Below are 22,337 nucleotides of genomic sequence, written 5' to 3'. Positions count from 1 at the left end.
ACAACAAGGAACTGACCCGATGCAACCAAAACTTGCCGCAATCGCAGTTGTTATTCATCAAAACCGGGTTTTGCTGGTGCAGCGCAAGAACGAACCCAATGCCCGGCTTTGGGGTTTTCCCGGCGGGCATGTGGAACCGGGCGAAACGGCGCTGGCCGCCGCCGTGCGCGAACTGGCCGAAGAAACAACCGTGATCGCCAGTGCCGAACGCTATCTGACCAATATTGATGTCATCATTCGTGATGACGCGGGCGCATTGCAGTTTCATTTCCTGCTGGCGGCGGTGCTGTGCCATTACGAAAGCGGCGTGCCGCTGGCCAGCGATGATGCGCTTGCTGCGGCTTGGGTGCCGCTGGCAGATGTGGGGCAACTGCCAACCAGCGTCAACGTCCAGACAGTGCTGGACCTGTGCGCGCGCGGCTGATTATTCGACAACCCCGACGATCGGCCCCATCTGAAACCCGAAATCAGACCGCCCCAACGCAGGTGCATGTAGCCGCGATACTGTGCCGTCCAGATACAACGCGTTCGGCACCTTCAGGTGATCGCGAAAGAACGAACCAAAGGTGTGAAACGTCACAGGATTGTTTGAAATCACGAAAAACGCCTTCCTGCCGTCTGCCGTTGTGCCGACACCATTGCGCAGGTTGCGTGATGTGCTGTCAGGCAGGAACCGCGGATGCAACGCCCCGTCGATTACCAGCATTGGCCCCGATTGCGTGGCATCCCGGCAGGGCGGTTGCTCGGCCGTAAATCGCAGGGTTTCGACAACCTGCGCGGCTTTGTCGCTGATGCAAAGAACGCCATTCGGCAACAGGCCAAAATTTCCCGGGCCGGGGTTTGTGACCACGCGCATCTTTTGCACACCGTTTTCAACGTAATACCCCACCGGCGCGCGGTCGGGGTGATACATGCCGGCATTCATCGCAAAGACCAGGCGCTTACCGTCAAGCGAATCCTCTACCGCGCGGAAACTACCCATCACCCTGCCGGTTTCATCCGCATGGAACAGGCGCAAGTCATCATGCGCAACGTCCACCGTGCAAACCGTATAGCGATTGCCGTGATATGTTGTGTTTTCACAGGTCGCGGCCAGACTGGTTGTCGCCAGACCGGGCGTTGCCAGACACATCAGGGCCAAAACGACCCAGCGCATCAGTCGTCCAGATCCTGCCGCACGTGATCTTCGGCCAGCAGGGCGCGGGTGGCGTCCATCTGGTCAAAGGTGCCGTCAATTTCAAACCGCAGTTCGGGGGCGAATTTCATTGTGCCGCCCTTGACGACAAGATGCCGGATTTCATGACGGTTGCGGCGCAATGCGGCCAGCGCATCCTCTTTGCCCTGCCCGCCCAGCGGCAGAACAAATGCAGTGGCGATGCGCAGGTCGGGTGTCATCCGCACCTCGCCCACGGTGATCGACATGCGCGCCAGTTCATCGTCATGCACGTCGCCACGTTGCAGCACCTCTGACAGGATGCGGCGGAATTGTTCGCCTACCCGCAGCATGCGCTGCGTTGGGGCCTTGCCATCTCGGTTCGTATTCTTAGCCATAGGGTTCATGTAATCGTTGCTAGCGCAGATGCCAAGCAAGGCTTTGCGCTACAGGCAAACACCCGCTAAGACAGGCGCAGACAATCGGGGTATGCACCATGAACGACACACCGGGTATCGTGATCACTGGCGGATCGGGCCGTATGGGCCAATCGCTGGTCAGGGCGGTTCTGGCATCGGACAAATGCCATCTGGTTGGCGTGCTGGAACGCGCAGGCCATGACTGGGTTGGCAAGGACATTGGCACCGCCATGGGCGGGCAACCTGTGGGCGTGACCGTCACGCAAGACCCGATCGAGGTTTTTGCAAAGGCGCAGGCGGTCATCGACTTTACCGCCCCTGCCGCCACCGTGCAATTTTCCGAACTTGCCGCACAGGCGCGTGCCGTGCATGTGATCGGCACGACCGGGCTGTCCGATAACGACCTGCGCGCCATCAACGCCGCCGCCCGCCACGCGGTGATTGTGCGGGCGGGCAACATGTCGCTGGGGGTGAACCTGCTGGTCAAACTGACGCAACAGGTAGCCGCTGCACTGGATGAAGATTTCGATATTGAAGTGATCGAGGCACACCATAACAAAAAGGTCGATGCGCCATCCGGCACCGCACTGATGCTGGGCGAGGCCGCGGCGAACGGGCGCGGGGTAGCGCTGGCTGATGTGCGCGACAGCGGGCGCGACGGCATGACAGGCGCGCGGCAGCGCGGCGATATCGGGTTCAGCGCCATTCGTGGCGGCGACATTGTGGGCGAACATGACGTGTTGTTTGCGGCCGCCGGCGAACGGATCGTGCTGCGCCATATCGCAACTGACAGGTCGATTTTCGTGCGCGGCGCGCTGCGGGCCGCGCTTTGGGGGCAGGATAAACGCCCGGGCGAATACGACATGTTCGATGTCTTGGGGCTATAACCGCCCGATGTGAACCAAACGACGGGTTCGTGCGTAACAAAGGAAATCTCAAAACCACGAGGTGCCCGATGAAACGTAAGTTGATTGCGCTTTTATGCGCCCTTGCCGCCACACCCGCCGCCGCCGAATCCTATGTGCCTGTCATGGACAAGGACACCTTTGTGTCGCTGATCGAAGGGCGGCAATTGCGGCACGGGTTTTACCCGATCACATTGACCGTATCGGAAAACGGCCAGATTGAAGGCCGCGCCATTGGCTGGGACATCACCGGCAGCTGGGATTGGCAGGATGGGTATTTTTGCCGCGATCTGATCTGGGGCGGTGATCCGCTGGGGTATAACTGCCAGCTGGTCGAGGTGCGCAACGACGGCAGGATGCGCTTTACCGTGGATCGCGGCGCAGGCAACTCTGCTGCGTTCCGCCTGCAATAACGGCCTGCGCAATATTGCCGTGGGGTCAGGCTGCAATGTGACTTGCCATTTGTCACTGCACGTCAAAGGATAGCTTATCCGCGTAATTCCGCGTGAAGTCGTCCAATTTGCACCGGCCAACGGTGCATCATCCACGGGAGAATATTCATGACATTAAAAAATCGGCTCTTGGCAACCAGCGCCGCAATTTTGATCGCTGCAACAGGCACGGTTCATGCAAATGGCCATGCCACGCACCCTTTGACAGGTGAAACGCTCGCCTCTGATCAGACATTCACCTACCGCGTGGGCGACGAAAGCCCGTCTTACGACCCCGGCCTTGTCGAAGATGTCGATGGTGCCGATGTGGTCCGCGACCTGTTCGAAGGTCTGATGAACCAGGACGCCGCCGGCAACCTGATCCCCGGTGTGGCCACCGGATACACAGTCAGCGATGACAAACTTGTTTACACATTCACCCTGCGCGACAACGCCAAATGGTCCAACGGCGACCCTGTGACAGCGGGTGATTTCGTCTATGCGTGGCGCCGCGCGGCATCGCCCGAACTGGCATCGCCCTACAGCTGGTATATTGAACTGATGTCGATCGAAAACGCATCCGCCGTGATTGCGGGCGATATGGATCCGTCAGAACTGGGCGTGACCGCCATTGACGACACCACGCTAGAGGTGCGGCTGTCGCAACCCCTGCCCTATTTCGCGCAAATGGTGACGCATGGCACGACATTCCCCGTGCATCAGGCCACAGTCGAGGCACATGGCAGCGATTGGATGAAACCGGGGAACATCGTGTCGAACGGTGCCTATGTGCTGACCGAATTTGTCCCGCAAGAACGGCTCGTGCGGGAACGCAACCCGATGTATTGGAACAACGACGCGACGATCCTTGAAAAGGTCGTGAAATTGGTTGTCGCCGATGAAAACGTCGCGCTGACCCGCTATCTGGCGGGCGAACTGGATATGACAGACGTGCCCGCAGGCCAATTCCCGCGCCTGTCCACGCAATACCCCAATCAGGCCGTTTCGGTGCCGCAGGCCTGTTCCTATTACTACATGTTCAACCTGCGCGATAATGCGCCCGCCGAACTGCAAAACCCCGACGTGCGCAAGGCGCTAAGCCTTGCCATCGACCGCGACATCATCGTCGATGCGGTGCTGGCGGGCGGGCAAAAGCCGGCTTACACCTTTACCCATTGGGCCACGGCTGGGTTTGAAACCCCTGACATTCCCATGGCGTCCATGACACAGGACGCACGCAATGCGATGGCACAGGAATTGCTGGCGCAGGCGGGCTATGGCTCTGACAATCCGCTGAGCATTGATTTGCTTTATAACACCAGCGAAGCGCACAAATCGGTGGCCTTGGCCGTCAGCCAGATGTGGAAACAGACGCTGGGTGTGGAAACCACATTGTCAAACCAGGAATGGCAGACTTTTCTAGAGGCGCGCGGCACCGGTGACTACGCCGTCGCCCGTGGCGGCTGGTGTGCGGATTATAACGAGGCATCGACCTTCCTTGACCTGATGCAATCGGAATCCGGTTATAACGACAGCAAATACCTCAACCCCGAGGTTGACGCCCTGCTGGCCGAGGCGAAAACATCCAACAACCCGCAACCCCTGTATGACCGGGTCGAGGAATTTATAGCGCAGGACACGCCGATCATCCCGATCTATCATTATGCAGCTGTCGATATGTTTGCCGAAGACCTCAAGGGTTGGCCGACAGAAAACTTTGAACAGAACTGGTATTCGCGCAACCTGTATAAAGTCGCCGAATAACGCACCATGACAGCACACCGCGCCTTGTGAAACATCAGGGCGCGGTGACCTTTTTGATGGACCCTGCCCATGTTCAGCTTTGTCGCCCGCCGCCTTGCCGTAGCCATTCCGACGCTATTGATCCTGATCGTCGTATCGTTCGTGTTGATGTATGCAGCCCCCGGCGGCCCGTTCAATTCCGAACGCCCCTTGCCGCCTGCGGTTCTGGCCAATATCGAGGCGAAATACGGGCTGGATCAGCCGTTCTGGAAACAAATCGTCAACTACGTGGCCAGCGTGGTGACACAGTTCGATTTCGGCCCGTCATTTCAATATAAAGACCGCAGCGTCAACGATGTGATCGCCCAGGGTTTTCCTGTTACACTGACCTATGGTTTTTGGTCCTTTGTCGTGGCTGTCACCATCGGCGTGTCGCTGGGTGTGGCGGCGGCGATCAAACACAATACATGGCTCGATTATCTGGCGGTCGGCATCTCGATCGGTGCGCAGGTTCTGCCCAATTTTGTGATGGCACCGATCCTGTTGCTGATCTTCACGCTGTGGCTGGGGTGGTTGCCCGGCGGCGGCTGGAACGGGGGCCAATGGCCCTATCTGATCATGCCGGTGATCGCGTTGTCCACGTCCTATATGGCGTCAATCGCGCGGATTACACGGTCATCCATGCTCGAGGTGCTGAACGCGAATTTCATCCGCACGGCGCGGGCCAAGGGGCTGCCCATGCGCCGCGTGATCTGGAAACACGCAATGAAACCCGCGATGCTGCCGGTGCTGTCCTATCTGGGGCCGGCCTTTGTGGGGATGATCACCGGATCAGTCATCATTGATGTTTTCTTTTCCACCGGCGGGATCGGGCAGTTTTTCGTCAATTCCGCGTTCAACCGCGATTATTCCGTGATTATGGGGATCACCATTCTGGTGGGTGCGCTGACGATCTTTTTCAACCTTGTGGTCGATATCCTTTATGCGTGGATCGACCCAAAGATCCGGTATTGAAGGGCGCACAATGTTACCCAATCCTGCAACGGTGGAATCTGTCGCCGAGGCCATGAACATGGCCGAAATCAAGGGCCGGTCGCTTTGGGCCGATGCCCGTCAGCGGTTCCTGCACAACAAGGCGGCGGTGGTGTCGCTGATCATTCTTGCGTTGGTCGGGGCATTTGCGCTGTTCGGCGGGCTGCTGGCGCAATATGAAAACGATTTTGTCGATTTCACCCTGATCGGCAGCAACGCTTACAAAGGTGTCCCATCACTGGAAACGAGCCATTATTTCGGCACCGACAACAGCGGCCGCGACTTGTTCGCCCGCACCGTGCAGGGCACCGGCATTTCGCTGATGGTGGGGATCGTCGGCGCACTGGTCGCGGTGGTGGTCGGCACGCTTTATGGGGCGACGGCGGGCTATTTCGGCGGGCGGGTTGACGGGGTGATGATGCGCATCGTCGATGTGCTGATGTCGATCCCCTTCATGTTCGTGCTGATCCTGATGCTGGTGATCTTTGGCCGGTCGATATTCATGCTGTTTCTGGGGATCGGGCTGATTTCATGGCTTGATATGGCACGGATCGCGCGCGGCCAGACCCTGACCATCAAGAACAAGGAATTCGTCGAGGTGGCGCACGCCACCGGCGTGCACCCCGTCAAGATCATCCTGCGCCATATCGTGCCCAACCTGCTGGGAATCGTGATTGTCTATGCCACGCTTTTGGTGCCCAACATGATCATTTTTGAAAGCTTCATCAGCTTTCTGGGCCTTGGCGTGCAGGAACCCGCCACATCGCTGGGCGCGCTGATCAACGAAGGGTCCAGCACCATGCAATACGGCTATTACTGGCAGATCGCCTTTCCGCTTTTCTTTTTCGTCGTCACCATCTTCGCCTTTTTCTTTGTCGGCGACGGGCTGCGTGACGCGCTTGACCCCAAGGACCGCTGACATGCCCCTGCTGGAAATCGACAACCTGCGCGTCAGCTTTACCACCGCCGATAGTGACGTGAACGCCGTCAACGGTGTCAGCTTTGGCATCGACAAGGGCGAAACGCTGGCGATCGTCGGCGAAAGCGGGTCAGGCAAAAGCCAGACCGCCTTTGCGATCATGGGCCTTTTGGCCAGGAACGGGCACGCCACAGGGGCGGCGCGGTTTGACGGGCAGGATTTGCTTAGCATCAGCAAACGCGACCTGAACAAGATCCGCAGCCGCGAGATTGCGATGATCTTTCAAGACCCGATGACATCGCTGAACCCCTATCTGCGGATCAGCGACCAGATGGCCGAAGTGTTGATGCTGCACAAAGGCATGTCCAAGCGCGATGCAATCAACGAATCCGCCCATATGTTGGATGCCGTGCGCATCCCCGATGCCCGCGCCCGGATCAGCATGTTCCCGCATGAATTTTCCGGCGGTATGCGCCAGCGGATCATGATCGCCATGGCGCTTTTGTGCCAGCCCCGCCTGCTGATCGCCGATGAACCGACCACGGCGCTGGATGTGACGGTGCAGGCGCAGATCATGCAGGTACTGTCAGATATCCGCAGCAATTTCGGCACCGCCGTGATCCTGATTACCCATGACCTTGGCGTCGTCGCCGGGTTCTGCGACCGCACGCTGGTGATGTATGGCGGCCAGATCATGGAGGAAGGACCGACCGACAATCTGTTCGCCAACCCCAGCCACCCCTACACCAGCGGCCTGCTGCGTGCGGTGCCACGGCTGGACCGCGACGATGCAAAGCTGGCCACAATCGCAGGCGAACCACCAGACATGTCGCGTTTGCCTGCCGGTTGCCCGTTTTCACCCCGCTGTGCGCAGGTGCTGGACAACTGCCGCGCTGAAAGGCCACTGCTGGAAACAGACGGCACCCGCCGCCGTGCCTGCCATCTGCCAGTTCATGAGGTCGCGTAATGTCGCCCATTCTTTCTGTCCGCGACCTGTCTGTCACATTTGATGTGCGCGCGCCCGGCGCATGGCCTTGGACACCGCCGGGCAAGCTGCATGCGGTGTCAAAGGTATCGTTCGACCTTGCGTCCGGTGAATGCCTTGGCATCGTCGGCGAAAGCGGGTCAGGCAAATCCACGCTGGCGCGCGCCATTGTCGGCACGATCCCGTCATCCGGCGGCAACATCCTTTTCGAAGGCGCAGACCTTGCCAATATGGACCCTCGCCAGCGGCGTGTGCATCGGCGTGATGTGCAGATGATCTTTCAAGATCCGCTGGCCGCGCTGAACCCGCGCATGACCGTGGGCGATATTATCGCCGAACCGCTGATCACCCACGAACCCAAGACACCGCGGGCAGAGGTCAAGGCGCGGGTGCGCACGCTGATGGAAAAGGTCGGGCTGCTGCCCAATCTGGTCAACCGCTATCCGCATGAATTTTCCGGCGGCCAATGCCAGCGCATCGGGATCGCGCGCGCGCTGATCCTGAAACCCAAATTGCTGATCTGCGACGAACCCGTGTCGGCACTGGATGTGTCGGTGCAGGCGCAGGTGATCAACCTGCTGATGGATTTGCAACGCGACATGGGCCTGTCGATGATTTTCATCGCCCACGATCTGAGCGTTGTAAATCATATAAGCGACCGCACATTGGTGCTGTATCTGGGCTGCGTGATGGAAACGGCCGACAGCAGCATCCTGACAACCGCGCCTGAACACCCGTATTCGCAGGCGTTGATCGCCTCGGTGCCGATCCCCGATCCGGTGCTGGAACGCGCCCGCCCAAGGCCGGTTCTGGAAGGCGAACTGCCATCACCGCTTAACCCGCCGTCAGGCTGCGTCTTCCGCACCCGCTGCCCCAAGGTGCAACTGTCCTGCGCAGATAAACGCCCTGCGCTGACAGATCTGGGCAACGCCCACCAGGTTGCCTGCCCTTTCCATGCCGCAACACAGCTTTTGTCCGTTCAGCCGTAAAAGACCCCGAAGACGTCACTTTCCGGGAAGTGAATGGCCATCAGGCAAAACCTGCGTTAAGGTGATCGCAAAATACATCGTGCAAGTAGCCGGGGGGCTTCAGGCTTTGAAAAAGATTTGGCTGCTGATTGGGGCCGTCGTTTACGCAACCTCGGCAGGGGCGCAGACCGTCCAGCTTGAAACAGATCAAATAGCTGGTGCGCTGGACGATGCATCGCTGTTGCGCGGCCTGAATGACAAGCCTGACGCCGTTCCACAGGATTTTGTTGCCGCTGCGCGGGCCGACTACCGGCGGCTTTTGACGGCGCTTTATGCGGCAGGATATTACGGCGGCACCATCTCCATTACCATAGACGGGATCGAAGCCGCCCAGATAGAACCGTTGTCAGCACCTGACCCGATCAATGATATCGTGATCACCGTCATAGCCGGTCCGTTGTTTGCGTTTGGCGATCTGTCAATCGCTCCCTTACCCCCGCAAGCGGTGCTGCCTGCTGATTTTACCACCGGCCAGCCCGCCCGGTCTGACCAGATCAGAACCGCCGTCAACGCTGGTTTGACCAGTTGGCGCGATCTGGGCTTTGCCAAAGCGCGCATCACGGACCAAAGCATCTTTGCGCGCCACGTCAACACAGCACTGGATGTGGATATAAAATTGGACACCGGCCCAAAGCTGCGTTTTGGCACGCTGAATGTGACCGGCAACCGCACCGTCAGCGATGACCGCATCCGCGAAATCGCGGGCCTGCCGGTGGGCGAGGTTTATGCCCCCGCCGAAATCACCCGTGCAGAACGACGCCTGCGGCGCACCGGCACCTTTGACAGCGCCGCCCTGACCGAAGCAGAACAGGCGCGCCCTGGCGACACCCTGGACGTCAACGCCCAGATCGCAGAGGCAAAACCACGGCGCATTGGTTTCGGGCTTGAACTTTCATCGCTCGAGGGGTTGACCGTGTCGTCTTTCTGGTTGCACCGCAACCTGCTTGGCGGGGCCGAACGGTTACGCGTTGACGCCAAAATTACCGGTATCGCAGGTGAAACAGGCGGCACAAACTACAGCCTGCGCAGCAATTTTACCCGCCCCGCCACCTTTGGCCCGGACACGGAGCTGTATATTCGCGGTGCGGTTTCGCGCGAGGATGAGCCGGATTATCTGATCGATCAAATCGGCGTCGAAGTCGGTTTTACCAGGGTTCTGACCGAAGACCTGACGGCTGAGGCTGGTGTGGGCCTGTTGACCGCGCGCGAAAAAGGCGGCCTTGGTGATCGTAACTATACTTTGCTGACCTTGCCCCTGCGTGCAACACTGGACCGACGCGATGTGCCGACCAATGCAACTGCGGGCTACTTTGGCGATATCAGGGTGACCCCCTTTGTCAGTATTGACGGGGATGTGACCGGTGCGCGCTTTTTTGCTGATGCCCGGGGTTTTCTGACCTTTGGTGAAACCCGGCCTGTCACGCTGGCCGCGCGCGCGCAACTGGGCAGCTTGGCCGGGGCAGGGGTCAATGATGCGCCAGCGGATTTTTTGTTTTATTCAGGTGGCGGTGGAACCGTGCGCGGTCAACCATATAAATCGCTTGGCATTGACCGCATCGTCAACGGCAACGCCATCACAACCGGCGGCACATCTTTTACCGGTGCCCAGCTCGAAGCGCGTTTTGCGGTGACCAACAACATCGCACTTGTCGGGTTTTATGACGTGGGCCATGTCGGTGACACCGCAGTGCCGCTGGAAGATGGCGACTGGCACGCGGGTGCGGGCATCGGGCTGCGCTATAACACGGGGATCGGGCCAATCCGGCTGGATCTGGCGACGCAAGCCAGCGGCGATAATGCGGGCGAAAATTTGCAAGTCTACATCGGGATCGGGCAAGCGTTTTGAGATTTCTATTACTGATAACTGCGTTTTTGATCGCACCTCTTGGTGCATTGGCCCAAACCGCGGAAGACGCGGACAGGGGCTATTTGCAAGGCTTGATCGAAGACAGCTTGTCTGATGCGGGCCGCACCGTGACGATCACAGGCTTTGCCGGTGCGCTGTCATCCAGTGCCACGATCGAACGCCTGACCGTGGCCGATGCCGAAGGCGTCTGGCTTGCGCTGGATGATATCGTTTTAAGATGGAACAGGGCCGCCCTGCTACGCCGCCGGATCGACGTGCGCGAACTAAGCGCGGCGACCATCACGCTGCGCCGTCCGCCCGTCGCCGAAATCCGTGATAGCACCCCATCACCCGAGGCAAAACCATTTGCCCTACCCGAACTGCCTGTCAGCATATCATTGGACAAACTCAATATCGACCGGGTGGAACTGGGTGCCGGGTTTCTGGGCGAAGCCGTCGCGCTGCGGCTGGCCGGCAGCGCCCAGCTCAGCAATGGCGAAGGCACCGCCAATGTGCTGGCGCAGCGGCTGGACGGCAAGCAGGGCGATTTTGAACTGATCGGCAACTTCACGAATGCAACAGAGGTTCTTGGCCTGTCGCTCAAGGTGGCCGAAGGGCCTGATGGCATTGCCGCAAATCTGTTGAATCTGCCCGGCAAGCCAGCGGTGGAACTGACCATCGACGGCACGGCCCCCCTATCGGATTATAACGCCACACTGGCGATCGCAACCGATGGCCAGGACCGCTTGAACGGCACCTTTGGATTAACCGAAACTGCCGCAGGCCGCCGCGTGCGGCTGGATGCCGGCGGCGATGTATCACCCCTTTTCGCACCCGATTATCAGGCGTTTTTTGGCACCAATGTCAGCCTGACCACTGATGTTTTGCTGGCGCAGGACGGCCGCGTAGATATTTCAACGCTAGACTTTCAATCGCAGCGGTTGACCCTGAAAGGTGCCGTGCAGGTTAGCGCGCGGGGCTGGCCCGAACGGATAGACCTTATCGGCGAAATTGCTGCCCGTGACGGTGAACCGGTGCTGCTGCCACTGTCAGGGCCGCGCACGTTTATTGACAGCGCAGATCTGGCGATTGTCTATGACGCCGCCGCCTCCGATGACTGGCGCGCGGATATTGCCATTGCGGGGCTGGCCCGCCCGGGGCTGACGCTGGGCCGGATCAGTCTGCAAGGCGGCGGTATCTTGCGCCCCAGCGAAGGCGATCTGATCGGGCAGGTGACGGCCAATCTGCGCTATGGCGCGACGGGTCTGCGGCTGGATGACCCCGGTGCCGCACAGGCCTTTGGCGACGCGATGACAGGTGAATTCGTGGCGCGCCGAACCGAAGGCAACCCAACCGAAATTTCCCGGTTTACCCTGTCTGGTGCAGGCGTGGATATGTTGGCCGAAGCCACCATTTCAGGGCCGGGCACAGGCCTGCGCACCAACGCAACAGCGCAGCTGACCGTCGATGGGCTGGGCCGGTTTTCAACCTTGGCGGGGCGGGATCTGGGCGGTGCGGCCGCCTTGGCGATCAGGCTGGATGCCGCGCCGCTGGACGGGTTGTTTGATATTTCCGCCAACGGCACAACAACCGACCTGTCCATCGGCACCCCGCAGGCTGACGCTGTGCTGGTGGGCACTGGCACAATTGCGGCAAACGCTGTGCGCGACGCGAACGGAACACGGCTGGAATCCCTGCGCATCCAGACCCCGGCGGCACTGATCACTGGCAATGCCGATCTGACAAGCACAGGCAGCAACGCCCGTTTTGATGCTCGGCTGAACGATCTGGGGGTCATCTTGCCAGACTTGCGCGGCCCAGCCACAGCCGCTGGGCAAGTGATTTTATCGGCTGACGGCACCGCTGATTTCGATATCACCGCCACCGGCCCCGCCGCAACGCTGGACGCCCGCGGCACCATGACCCCCGCCGCAACGGGGCAGATCATCACGGCAACTGCAACCGCCGATTTCACCGACCTGACGCGTTACGCCGCCATCGTCCAACAACCGATCAGCGGCGCGGCGCAGCTTGATCTGGCGGGCGAACTTGCGACCGATGGATTATTGTTCGATCTGGACGTGCAGGCACAGACGACCGACCTGATCACCGGGATTGACCGCGCCGACCCGCTTTTGGCGGGGCGCAGCCAATTCAGCGGTGCGCTGGCGCGCGGGGCAGAAAACACCTTTCGCGTGACAGACCTGCGCCTGACAACCCCGGCGCTGCGCGTCACCGGCGATGCCGCCTTGCAACCGGGCGGGCCGATCACATCCAACCTTGATCTACGCATCTTTGACGCGGCAGTGCTGGACCCCAGCCTGAGCGGGCCCGTGACAGTTGCCGTGACCGCTGTGCCCGCGCCCGGAAACACGACTGATCTGACCGTTCAGGCGGATGGCTCCGGTGCATCTGTCGGGTTGAAAGCCCAAGTCGCTGCGCCGGCGGATGCCTTTGGCGTGACGGGCGATCTGACCGCAAAACTGGACAATCTGACCGCCTATCGCGCCTTGATCGGCCGCCCCGTGGCCGGTGCCGTTGATTTGCGGGTTTCCGGATCAGTCTTGCCAGACCTGAGCCGGTTTGACGCCAATATCCAGCTGCTTAGCGAAGACCTTGCCATTGGCGACCCCACAGCAGATGTCCTGCTCGGTGGGACGGGGCGGATCAACGCGGATGTGGGCTTGGCCGATGGCATTTATGCGATCCGCACACTGGAAGTCACAACGCGCGAACTGTCGATTGTAGGCGCGTTGAATGGCCGGGCGGGCGTTGGGCAAGGGCGGTTCAACGCCAGTTTGCGCAACGTGGGTGTATTGACGGACCAGATCAGCGGACCAGTGCGCGCCACCGGGAGCGCGTCACTGGATGAAAATGGCAATTGGTTGATCGACGCCACAGGCACCGGACCGGGGGGGTTGGGCGCGCAGATAGCCGGGCAGATCAGCCAGACAGGCCAGCTGAACATCGCCATCAATGGCAATGCACCGCTAGCGCTGGCCAACACCGCGATTGACCCCCGCCGGTTAAGCGGGACGGCAAATTTCAATTTGTCGGTTAACGGGCCGCCTGCCTTGTCATCGCTGGGCGGGCAAATAACGTTTTCCCAAGGGCGGCTAGCCGCGCCAACGTTGGCGCAGGCGCTCGAGGATATAGGCGGCGCAATCCGGCTGAATAACGGGGCTGCGCAGATCGACCTGCGGGCCAATGTCGAAAGCGGCGGCAACATCACAATCACCGGACCAGTGCGGTTTGACGCGCCCAATAATGCCAATATTGCGTTGCAACTGAATAACGTGGTGTTGAAAGATCCGAAGCTTTACGCCACCGAAGTGTCCGGCACTGTGACACTGACAGGGCCGTTGCAGGGTGCCGCGCGCATCACCGGACGGCTGGCATTGGGGCAGACCGATTTGCAAGTGCCCTCGTCCAGTATCACCAGTTTGGGTGAGCTGCCCGATGTGGTGCATGTAGGGGCCAGCGCCGACGTGCGGCGCACATTGGCCCGTGCAGGTGTGTTGCCGGGGGGCAACGGCAACGGCGCAAGCAGGCCAAGCGGGCCAGCCTATCCGCTGGATATCGTCATAGATGCGCCATCGCGGATCTTCATACGGGGCCGGGGGCTTGATGCGGAACTGGGCGGGCGGCTGACCATTGGCGGCACAACCGCAAATGTCATTCCCGTGGGCCGGTTTGAACTGATCCGCGGAAGGATCGACATCCTGCAACAGCGGTTCGACCTGACAGAAGGGGCCGCGTCGCTTCAGGGGGATTTCGTTCCGTTCATCCGGCTGGTGGCAACCACCCAGTCCGACACCGGCACAACGATCAGCATCATCGTCGAAGGCCCTGCCAGCGAACCAGAGGTCAGCTTTATCTCGGTGCCGGACTTGCCGCAGGATGAAGTATTGTCACAACTGATATTTGGCCGCAACCTTGACAGTATCAGCCCATTTCAGGCGGTGCAGCTTGCTTCGGCCATCTCGACACTGGCAGGGCGGGGCGGCGGCGCGCTGGACCGGTTGCGCAGTAATTTCGGGTTGGATGATTTCGATGTATCGACCGATGATACTGGGGCAACGGCCGTGCGTGTGGGCAAATATCTGTCCGAAAACGTCTATACCGATGTGACCGTGACCAGCACAGGTGGCACTGAAATCAACCTGAACCTTGATCTGACGCGCGAAATCGTCGCCAAAGGCAGCGTCGATCAGGATGGCGAAAGCAGCATCGGTGTATTTTTCGAACGCGACTACTGAGCCGCAAAGCCAGCGTTTGTTGCGCAGCTATATGCCCTGTCGCGGCATGGGGCCAAAAGGCATCACCGGATAGCGCACCGCCGCCAGATACAGCCCCATCGGCGGGCTGACAGGGCCACAGGCAGCGCGGTCGCGCGCATTCAGCGCGGCTGTCACGTCATCCGGTGTCCATGCGCCCGCGCCCACCCGTTCCAGCGTGCCGACAAAACTGCGCACCTGATTGTGCAGGAACGAACGGGCGCGCACGTGAAACCGGTATTCGGTGCCGATGGGACGCGCGACCACCTCGACCCGCAATTCATCCAGCGTTTTGACAGGGCTTTTGGCCTGACAGATCGACGAACGGAAGGTGGTGAAATCGTGATGCCCCACCAGCCTGGCCGCTGCGGCCTGCATCGCGTCGGCATCCAGATCATGGTTCACCCGCCACAACTGCCCCGCCTCGGACGTCAGCGGCGCACGGCGCGATATCAGGCGAAAAAGATACTGCCGTTCCACCGCATCAAACCGCGCATGCCAATCGTCGGCCACCCGAGCGCAGGCCAAAATGGCCACCGGGGCGGGTTTAAGGTGGTAATTCAGCGCCTCGGACAAACGGAACGGGTCCCAGTCGCGTGTCAGATCACAATGCGCCACCTGCCCCAGCGCATGCACGCCTGCATCGGTGCGACCCGCAGCAGCGATACTATGGGCGCGCGGCTCCAGCCTTGCCAAGGCGGTTTCGATTGCCGCCTGCACCGATGGCTGCGACGTCTGGCGTTGCCACCCCGAAAAGGGCGCGCCGTCATATTCAACAAGAAGGGCATAGCGTGGCATCGGGTTGGATTAGGGGTGCGGCCGCGCAAAATCAATCCCTACACATCCACCTTTGCCGCGCCTATCTTTGATAACAAGCATCGAAAGGCCCCACTTTGGTTATTGCAGCCCTTGCCGATCAGGTCGTCCGTGGCGTTGAAGGCGTGACAGATACGTTGACCGCGCCTTTTTCCGACCGGGTGATCCGGCTCGGTGTGACCGGCCTTTCACGTGCGGGGAAAACCGTGTTCATCACGTCACTTGTGGCCAACCTTATGGATCGGGGGCGGATGCAGGGGCTAGCGGCGGCTGGTGCGATCCGCACGGCCTATCTGCAACCGCAGCCTGACGACACAATCCCGCGTTTCCGCTACGAAGACCACCTGGCCCGCCTGACCGCCCCCGACCCAAGCTGGCCGCAGGGCACACGCCAGATCAGCGAATTGCGCCTGTCGTTGCGCGTGCAACCGCGCGGGTTGCTATCAGGGTTTTCAGGGCCACGCACGGTGCATATCGACATCGTGGATTATCCCGGCGAATGGCTGCTGGATCTGGCGTTGCTGGATAAAACATATGCCGATTGGTCACGCGGTGCCCTTGCCCGCGCCAAGGGGCGACCGGGTGGCGATGATTACCTTGCGCTGCTTGACACGATTGACCCCAATGCGCTGCTGGATGAACCACAGGCGCAAAAGCTGTCGCAATCCTATAGCGCCTATCTGGAGGCATCGCGCGCTGCGGGTTTTTCCGACTGCACGCCGGGGCGGTTCCTGCTGCCCGGCGATCTGGCCGGATCACCGGTGCTGACCTTTGCGCCACTGCCCGGCGACCGCTTTGCGCGGGGATCACTGGGGCGCGAATGTGAACGGCGGTTCGACAGCTACAAACGCCACGTGGTGCGCCCGTTCTTTCGCGACCATTTCGCACGGATCGACCGGCAGATCGTGCTGGTCGATGTGCTGGGCGCGATCCATGCGGGGCCTGCGGCGCTGGACGATCTGCGGAGCGCAATGGCGCAGATTCTTGGCGCGTTCCGGCCCGGGCGCAACGCCTTTCTGACGCGGATCTTTCAGGGGCGGCGTGTCGAAAAGATCCTGTTCGCCGCCACCAAGGCCGACCACCTGCACCACAGCCAGCACCCGCAACTGACCGCGATCACAACCGCGCTGCTGCGCGAAGCCCGCGACCGCGCCGATTTTGCAGGCGCACAGACTGCCGCCATGTCCATCGCAGCCTTGCGCACCACGGTCGAGGAAACAGTCACCCACCGCGACGGCCCGCTTGACGTGGTGCGCGGGCGGTTGCTGACCAGCGGCAAACAGGCGGCGTTTTATCCCGGCAAACTGCCCGATGACCCCGCACACCTGCTGGCCCCCGCGCGGGATGGCGCGGAAAAATGGCTAAACGCGGATTACAGCGTGATGAGTTTCGCCCCTTCCCCACTGACATTGCGCCCCGGCGACGGGCCGCCGCACATCCGGCTGGACAAGGCCGCGCAATTCCTGATCGGGGACAAGTTATGAGCAAAGGGCCAGTGCTGATTGATCTGGACAGCGCAGAGGCTGCGCGCCCTGAAACCGCCCCCGCGATTCCAGACGACCCACCACAGGGGGCGGCAATGCAACAGATGGCCAGTCTTGCAACCCGCAAACCATCACGGCTGGCGCGCTGGTTCTGGTCGCTGGCGATTGCGCTGACTGGGTTTATCGTATCGCTGGCCGCATGGGATTATGTGAATGGCCTGCTGGCGCGGTCGCCTTTTCTGGGGGGTATCGCCACGCTGTTGATCGGATTTCTGATCGTTGTCCTGCTGGTCATCGGCTTGCGTGAACTGGCCGCATTCGGGCGACTGCGCAAGCTGGATACGATCCAGCAAAACGCCATGACAGCCCTTGTCGACAGTGACCTGAAAGGCGCACACGGCGTTATATCCGCGCTTGACCGGCTTTATGCCAACCGCGACGATACCGCATGGGGGCGGGCCGACATTGCCGCCCGGAGCGCCGAGATGCTGGACGCCGATGCGCTGCTTGGGCTTGCCGAACACAGTTTGCTGGCCCCGCTGGATGCCCGCGCCGCGCGCGAGGTCGAAGCCGCCGCCAGACAGGTTGCAACAGTCACCGCCATCGTGCCACTGGCGCTGGCAGATATCTTTGCGGCGCTGACATCGAACCTGCGCATGATCCGGCGCATTGCCGAAATCTATGGCGGGCGCGCCGGCACACTGGGCAGTTGGCGGCTGACGAAATCGGTGCTGGCTCATCTGGTTGCCACCGGTGCCGTGGCCGTTGGTGATGATCTGATCACCTCGGTTGCTGGCGGTGGTGTCCTGTCCAAGGTGTCGCGCCGCTTTGGTGAAGGCGTGGTGAACGGTGCCCTGACCGCGCGCGTCGGGGTCGCCGCAATCGAGGTGTGCCGCCCGCTGCCGTTTCAGGCAGCCAAGCGCCCGTCGGTCACCGCATTGGTGCGCCGCGCCCTGACAGGGCTGTTCGGGAAAACCTAGCGCAACCGTGGCGCAGGCCCCAGCGGCAGCGGCCCGATGGACATGAACCCGTTCTGAAACGTCACCGGCAGGACCAGCACATCGCCGCCTGTCACCATTGCCTGCGCGACATTCATAACGGTGCGCTGCATATCGGGCGCGATCACACCCGCCGTGACCAGTTCATCAATCAGCCTGCGCCACTGTGCTGTGCGCAATGTGATACGCCCTTCGGGCACGCCCAGCGCATCAATGTCCACTTGCCCGGTCGCGGTCAGTGACAGGTCGGGCGTATCCAGCGTCAGGTTGCGCAATTCCAAGGTGTTTAAAACGGGCGGCGCTCCGGTCCCGGCCAACCCATGACGATCAAGCGGGCGGTCAAACCCGACCGCGCCGTCAATGGCGACGCGGGTCAATGTATCAGGCAGGCCTGCCATCGTGGCGGTGGAAAAAACATGATCCAACGCCAGGTAAATATCATATCTATTTTCGCCTTGTTGTGATGCTCTGATTGCGGCCAAACCCCTGTCAAACCGGGTGATCGTGCCATCCGGCGCGCTCAGTTGCACTTGGTCAGCCTCGACCGTGATTTCTGACAAGGACAGATCGCGGCGCGCCTTGACCGCTGCACTTGACCGCAGCCGGTCGTTTTGCACATCGAAACGCTGCCCTTGCAAGACTGTGCTGAATTGCTGCGGCAGCACAGCGATGAACCGGTTGGGCTGATAGCTCAGCGCGAAAACCTGCACAAACGCGCCTTGCCATCCGAATTGCTGGTCGCTGGAACGCAGGGCGATATCTGTGATGGTTGTGTCAAAACGCGATGGAAACCCAATAGTCTCGACCTCATCATAACGCACGTCCCACCCAGACTGCCGCAAATCTGCCAATCCGGCGATCATGTTATCTTTGATCGCCCGCGCACCGATGAACCAGTAACCCCCATAAAGACCCGCCAGAATGATCACCAGAAATGTCAGATTGCGCATCGCGGTTTCCCCTTCGTTCCGGCCGGTTTAACCGCCGCCGCACGGCAGGACCAGCATCCGATCACGACATCCCGCAAGCATGTTAAAATTTTGGTGTTGAACATATTTTTATTTTGTCTCAGCATGCGTCACATGTTCGCACCAATCCGCAAAATCCCTGAATTATTTTCGCTGGCAATCTTTCTTTGAGCCTCCGAAAAAGTTGCTGCAACGTCAACGCCGGCCATAGGACACTTTGGTCAGGTTGTTACGGACAAGGCAGCAAGGGCAAACGCGTAGTGCGGGGCCAACACGTCGTAACCAATGCCAAAGCGGCGCCATGGTATCAGGCCGGATTGTCCGGTCGTTTGGCCCATTGCATGCCGCATCCAACAGGAGAATAAAATGTCACTGAAACGAAATGTTGCAGTTAGCGCATTGATGGCTGCGCTGGGCGCGTCATCATTGGCGGCGCAAACGCTGGTCTATTGTTCCGAAGGATCACCCGAAGGATTTGACCCCGCGCTTTATACAGCCGGCACCACTTTTGATGCATCCTCGCACCCGATCTATAATCGGTTGACCGAATTTGAAACCGGCACCACTAATGTCGTTCCAGGGCTGGCTGAAAGCTGGGAAGCATCGGAAGATGGTCTGGAATATACCTTTAACCTGCGGCGTGGTGTGAAATTTCATGCCAGCGACCGCTTTACGCCAACCCGTGATTTCAACGCGGATGACGTGATTTTCAGCTTTGAGCGTCAGCGGTTGGATGACCATCCCTATAACGCCGTATCCGGCGGCACATGGGAATATTTCGAAGGCATGTCGATGCCCGATCTGGTCGCGTCCATCGAAAAGGTGGATGACTACACCGTCAAATTCGTGCTGACCCGGCCAGAAGCGCCTTTCATTGCCAACATGGCGATGGATTTCGCATCGATCCTGTCGGCTGAATATGCCGATGCGATGTTGGCCGCAGGCACGCCCGAAATGCTGAATCAGGCGCCTATTGGCACCGGCCCGTTCAGCTTTGTCGCCTATCAGAAAGACGCGGTGATCCGTTACACCACGAACCCTGATTACTGGAAAGGTGCGTCCGATCTGGAAAACCTGATCTTTGCGATCACACCGGATGCATCGGTGCGCTATCAAAAACTGCAGGCGGGCGAATGCCATGTCATGCCCTATCCAAACCCCGCAGATGTTGCAGCGATGCAGGCTGACGACAATATCGTTGTGATGGAACAGGAAGGTCTGAACGTGGGCTATCTGGCTTACAACACGACCCAAGCACCCTATGACAACGCCAATGTGCGCCGCGCGCTGAACATGGCCATCGACAAGCAAGCCATCATTGATGTGGTGTTCCAGGGGTCCGGCCAGATCGCGAAAAACCCGATCCCGCCAACCATGTGGTCGTATAACGACGCCATCGTCGATGACGCCTATGATCCAGAAGCCGCCAAGGCCATGCTGGAAGCCGAAGGCGTCACCGATCTATCGCTCAAAATCTGGGCAATGCCGGTGCAGCGCCCTTACAACCCGAACGCCCGCCGTATGGCGGAACTGATGCAAGCCGATTTTGGCAAAATCGGTGTGAACGTTGAAATCGTGTCCTACGAATGGGGTGAATACCTGTCGCGTTCGCGTGAACTGGACCGCGACGGCGCAGTTCTGTTGGGTTGGACAGGGGACAATGGCGATCCTGACAACTTCCTTGCTGTGCTGCTTGGCTGCGACGGGGTGGAAAACTCCAACCGGGCGCAGTGGTGCTATCAGCCGTTCGAGGATCTGATCCAGGCAGGCAAGACGGCCACAGATCAGGAAGAGCGGACCCGGCTTTATGAAGAAGCGCAGGTCGTGTTCAAGGAACAGGCCCCTTGGGCCACCATCGCGCATTCGGTCGTTTACATGCCAATGCGCCCCGAGGTCGAAGGCTATGTCGTGCATCCGCTGGGTGGGCACATATTCTATGGCGTCACGCTGGCTGAGTAATTGAAAACCGTTCGGGGCCAGATCACTGGCCCCGAACGCCACCTTGCCGGAGCATCCCATGACAACGCGTTTTTCAGACCTGCGTGAAGTCGCATCACAGCTTGGCGTCGATGCCATCGCCCTTGTGCCCGGCCCGAATTTCACCCGCGCCACCGGTCAGGCCTTCATGAGCCATGAACGGCCGTTCGTGCTGATCATTTCTGCTGACGGCCCTGATGCGGCCATCGTGCCCAACCTTGAACTGGGGTCATGGGCGCAGGTTGGTTTCGACGGTGCGGTTTTCGATTGGCGCGATCAGGACGGATATCAGGCCGCCTTTGCCGCTTTTGCGGACCATGTAAAACTGAACTCCCTCGCGGTTGAAGGTCAAGTGATGCGCGTCTTTGTTCATCACGCGCTGAAATCTGCCCAACCCGATCTACGCATCATCGACGGCGAAAAGGCCATTTCCGGCCTGCGCGCGATAAAGACAGATGCAGATGTCGCAGCCCTGCAAGCCGCGATCGCTATTTCCGAGTCCGCCCTTGCCCAGACGCTGGATCAGGTGCGCATCGGCCAGACCGAAACCCAGATCGAAACAATGCTGGTGCAGGCCCTGTTTGCCCATGGGGCCGATGGCTTGTCGTTCGCCCCCATCGTCGCTGCGGGCGATAATTCGGCCATGCCACATGCCCATGCGCGGGCAGATTACGCCGTCAAGGCCGGCGATGCGCTGCTTTTGGATTTCGGCGCGCGCAAACACGGCTTTGCCGCCGATATCACCCGCACCGTGTTCATCGACCACGCCAGCGACGAAGGCCGCGCTGTCTATGACACCGTGCTGCGCGCTAATCTGGCTGGCAACGCCATGGCCCGCCCCGGTATCAGCGCGCATGACATCGACGACACCGTGACAGCCGTGCTGGAATCGTCGCCCTTTGCCGACCGCATACGCACCAAAACCGGCCACGGGTTGGGCCGCGAGGTGCATGAAGCCCCCTACATCATGCGCGGCAACCATGAAATCATGCAGCAAGGCATGGTTTTCACCAATGAACCGGGGTTGTATGAGATCGGGAATTTTGGCATCCGCATCGAAGATGACGTGCTGATCACCGCTGACGGTTGTCGGTCGCTGACGTCGTTTCCAAAAGACCTGATGATCGTAGGAACCCCTTGATGCTGCGCTATGTCCTTGCCCGTTTGGTCACGTTCCTGCCCACCTTTATCGGCGTGACACTGATTTCGTTCGCGTTCATCCGGGTGCTGCCCGGTGATCCGATCATCGTGATGGCGGGCGAACGCGGCATGACGCAGGAACGCTATGACGCGCTGGTTACGGAACTGGGCTATGACCAGCCTATTCTGGTCCAATACTGGGACTATCTGACAGGC

General features: G+C 60.0%; 18 protein-coding genes and 1 pseudogene. 15 read left to right on the top strand and 4 right to left on the bottom strand.

Going from position 1 to position 22,337, the window contains the following annotated elements:
- Positions 1–19: 19 nt before the first annotated feature.
- Positions 20–424 carry an NUDIX hydrolase gene (locus tag IBX59_RS06995; protein ID WP_367119365.1) on the top strand — a complete coding sequence of 135 codons (405 nt, stop codon included), beginning with the start codon at positions 20–22 and terminating at the stop codon, positions 422–424.
- Here the strand turns inward: IBX59_RS06995 and IBX59_RS06990 are convergent, their stop codons facing one another.
- Both IBX59_RS06990 and rbfA read right to left on the bottom strand, forming a co-directional pair.
- Positions 425–1,156 (bottom strand): phosphodiester glycosidase family protein, encoded by a 732-nt coding sequence (locus tag IBX59_RS06990; RefSeq protein ID WP_296373842.1) that lies wholly within the window; start codon positions 1,154–1,156, stop codon positions 425–427.
- Positions 1,156–1,551 (bottom strand): 30S ribosome-binding factor RbfA, encoded by a 396-nt coding sequence (gene rbfA, locus IBX59_RS06985; RefSeq protein ID WP_296373840.1) that lies wholly within the window; start codon positions 1,549–1,551, stop codon positions 1,156–1,158. The genes IBX59_RS06990 and rbfA overlap by 1 nt, the downstream gene beginning before the upstream one ends.
- Before the next feature lie 98 nt (positions 1,552–1,649).
- Between rbfA and dapB the strand changes: the two genes are divergently transcribed.
- The 9 genes from dapB to IBX59_RS06940 all read left to right on the top strand — a co-directional run bounded on the left by dapB (position 1,650) and on the right by IBX59_RS06940 (position 14,720).
- Entirely contained in the window at positions 1,650–2,459 is an 810-nt protein-coding gene (gene dapB / locus IBX59_RS06980; RefSeq protein WP_296373837.1) for a 4-hydroxy-tetrahydrodipicolinate reductase, read from the top strand.
- A gap of 68 nt (positions 2,460–2,527) precedes the next feature.
- Positions 2,528–2,890: a dihydrodipicolinate reductase gene (locus IBX59_RS06975; RefSeq protein ID WP_296373835.1), complete on the top strand. Its 363-nt coding sequence runs from the start codon at positions 2,528–2,530 to the stop codon at positions 2,888–2,890.
- A 147-nt stretch (positions 2,891–3,037) separates the two neighbouring features.
- Positions 3,038–4,672, top strand: a complete 1,635-nt coding sequence (locus IBX59_RS06970) for a peptide ABC transporter substrate-binding protein (RefSeq protein ID WP_296373833.1) — start codon at positions 3,038–3,040, stop codon at positions 4,670–4,672.
- A gap of 69 nt (positions 4,673–4,741) precedes the next feature.
- Positions 4,742–5,665 (top strand): oligopeptide ABC transporter permease OppB, encoded by a 924-nt coding sequence (oppB, locus tag IBX59_RS06965; RefSeq protein WP_296373831.1) that lies wholly within the window; start codon positions 4,742–4,744, stop codon positions 5,663–5,665.
- A gap of 10 nt (positions 5,666–5,675) precedes the next feature.
- Positions 5,676–6,602, top strand: a complete 927-nt coding sequence (locus IBX59_RS06960) for an ABC transporter permease subunit (protein ID WP_296373829.1) — start codon at positions 5,676–5,678, stop codon at positions 6,600–6,602.
- Between the two features lies 1 nt (position 6,603).
- Complete coding sequence (locus tag IBX59_RS06955) at positions 6,604–7,569, top strand: oligopeptide/dipeptide ABC transporter ATP-binding protein (protein WP_296373827.1); 966 nt, start codon at positions 6,604–6,606, stop codon at positions 7,567–7,569.
- Positions 7,569–8,576: an oligopeptide/dipeptide ABC transporter ATP-binding protein gene (locus IBX59_RS06950; RefSeq protein ID WP_296373825.1), complete on the top strand. Its 1,008-nt coding sequence runs from the start codon at positions 7,569–7,571 to the stop codon at positions 8,574–8,576. Before IBX59_RS06955 ends, IBX59_RS06950 begins: the two co-directional genes overlap by 1 nt.
- A gap of 106 nt (positions 8,577–8,682) precedes the next feature.
- Positions 8,683–10,461 (top strand): autotransporter assembly complex family protein, encoded by a 1,779-nt coding sequence (locus IBX59_RS06945; RefSeq protein ID WP_296373823.1) that lies wholly within the window; start codon positions 8,683–8,685, stop codon positions 10,459–10,461.
- 26 nt (positions 10,462–10,487) lie between these two features.
- Positions 10,488–14,720, top strand: coding sequence for a translocation/assembly module TamB domain-containing protein (locus IBX59_RS06940; protein WP_296373821.1), 4,233 nt, complete (start codon positions 10,488–10,490; stop codon positions 14,718–14,720).
- A 27-nt stretch (positions 14,721–14,747) separates the two neighbouring features.
- On the opposite strand, the gene truA is transcribed toward IBX59_RS06940, so the two are convergent.
- Positions 14,748–15,536 carry a tRNA pseudouridine(38-40) synthase TruA gene (gene truA, locus IBX59_RS06935; RefSeq protein WP_296373819.1) on the bottom strand — a complete coding sequence of 263 codons (789 nt, stop codon included), beginning with the start codon at positions 15,534–15,536 and terminating at the stop codon, positions 14,748–14,750.
- A gap of 95 nt (positions 15,537–15,631) precedes the next feature.
- Between truA and IBX59_RS06930 the strand changes: the two genes are divergently transcribed.
- Positions 15,632–17,038 carry a YcjX family protein gene (locus tag IBX59_RS06930; RefSeq protein WP_296373816.1) on the top strand — a complete coding sequence of 469 codons (1,407 nt, stop codon included), beginning with the start codon at positions 15,632–15,634 and terminating at the stop codon, positions 17,036–17,038.
- A complete protein-coding gene (locus tag IBX59_RS06925) occupies positions 17,035–18,018 on the top strand; it encodes a YcjF family protein (RefSeq protein ID WP_296373814.1) in 984 nt (327 codons plus the stop codon). Before IBX59_RS06930 ends, IBX59_RS06925 begins: the two co-directional genes overlap by 4 nt.
- Here the strand turns inward: IBX59_RS06925 and IBX59_RS06920 are convergent.
- Complete coding sequence (locus IBX59_RS06920) at positions 18,015–18,986, bottom strand: DUF2125 domain-containing protein (protein ID WP_296373812.1); 972 nt, start codon at positions 18,984–18,986, stop codon at positions 18,015–18,017. The genes IBX59_RS06925 and IBX59_RS06920 overlap by 4 nt on opposite strands.
- 384 nt (positions 18,987–19,370) lie before the next feature.
- On the opposite strand from IBX59_RS06920, the gene IBX59_RS06915 reads away from it, so the two are divergent.
- From IBX59_RS06915 to IBX59_RS06905, 3 genes and pseudogenes are all read left to right on the top strand, one after another.
- Complete coding sequence (locus IBX59_RS06915; RefSeq protein ID WP_296373810.1) at positions 19,371–20,963, top strand: ABC transporter substrate-binding protein; 1,593 nt, start codon at positions 19,371–19,373, stop codon at positions 20,961–20,963.
- A 58-nt stretch (positions 20,964–21,021) separates the two neighbouring features.
- Positions 21,022–22,122 carry a Xaa-Pro peptidase family protein gene (locus IBX59_RS06910; RefSeq protein WP_296373808.1) on the top strand — a complete coding sequence of 367 codons (1,101 nt, stop codon included), beginning with the start codon at positions 21,022–21,024 and terminating at the stop codon, positions 22,120–22,122.
- Positions 22,122–22,337, top strand: a pseudogene (locus tag IBX59_RS06905) (peptide ABC transporter permease); the annotation flags it as partial. The gene IBX59_RS06910 and the pseudogene IBX59_RS06905, both read left to right, overlap by 1 nt.

The sequence above is a fragment of the Yoonia sp. genome (assembly GCF_014859355.1).
Classification (GTDB): domain Bacteria; phylum Pseudomonadota; class Alphaproteobacteria; order Rhodobacterales; family Rhodobacteraceae; genus Yoonia.
This window is presented reverse-complemented; position numbering and strand designations above follow the sequence as displayed.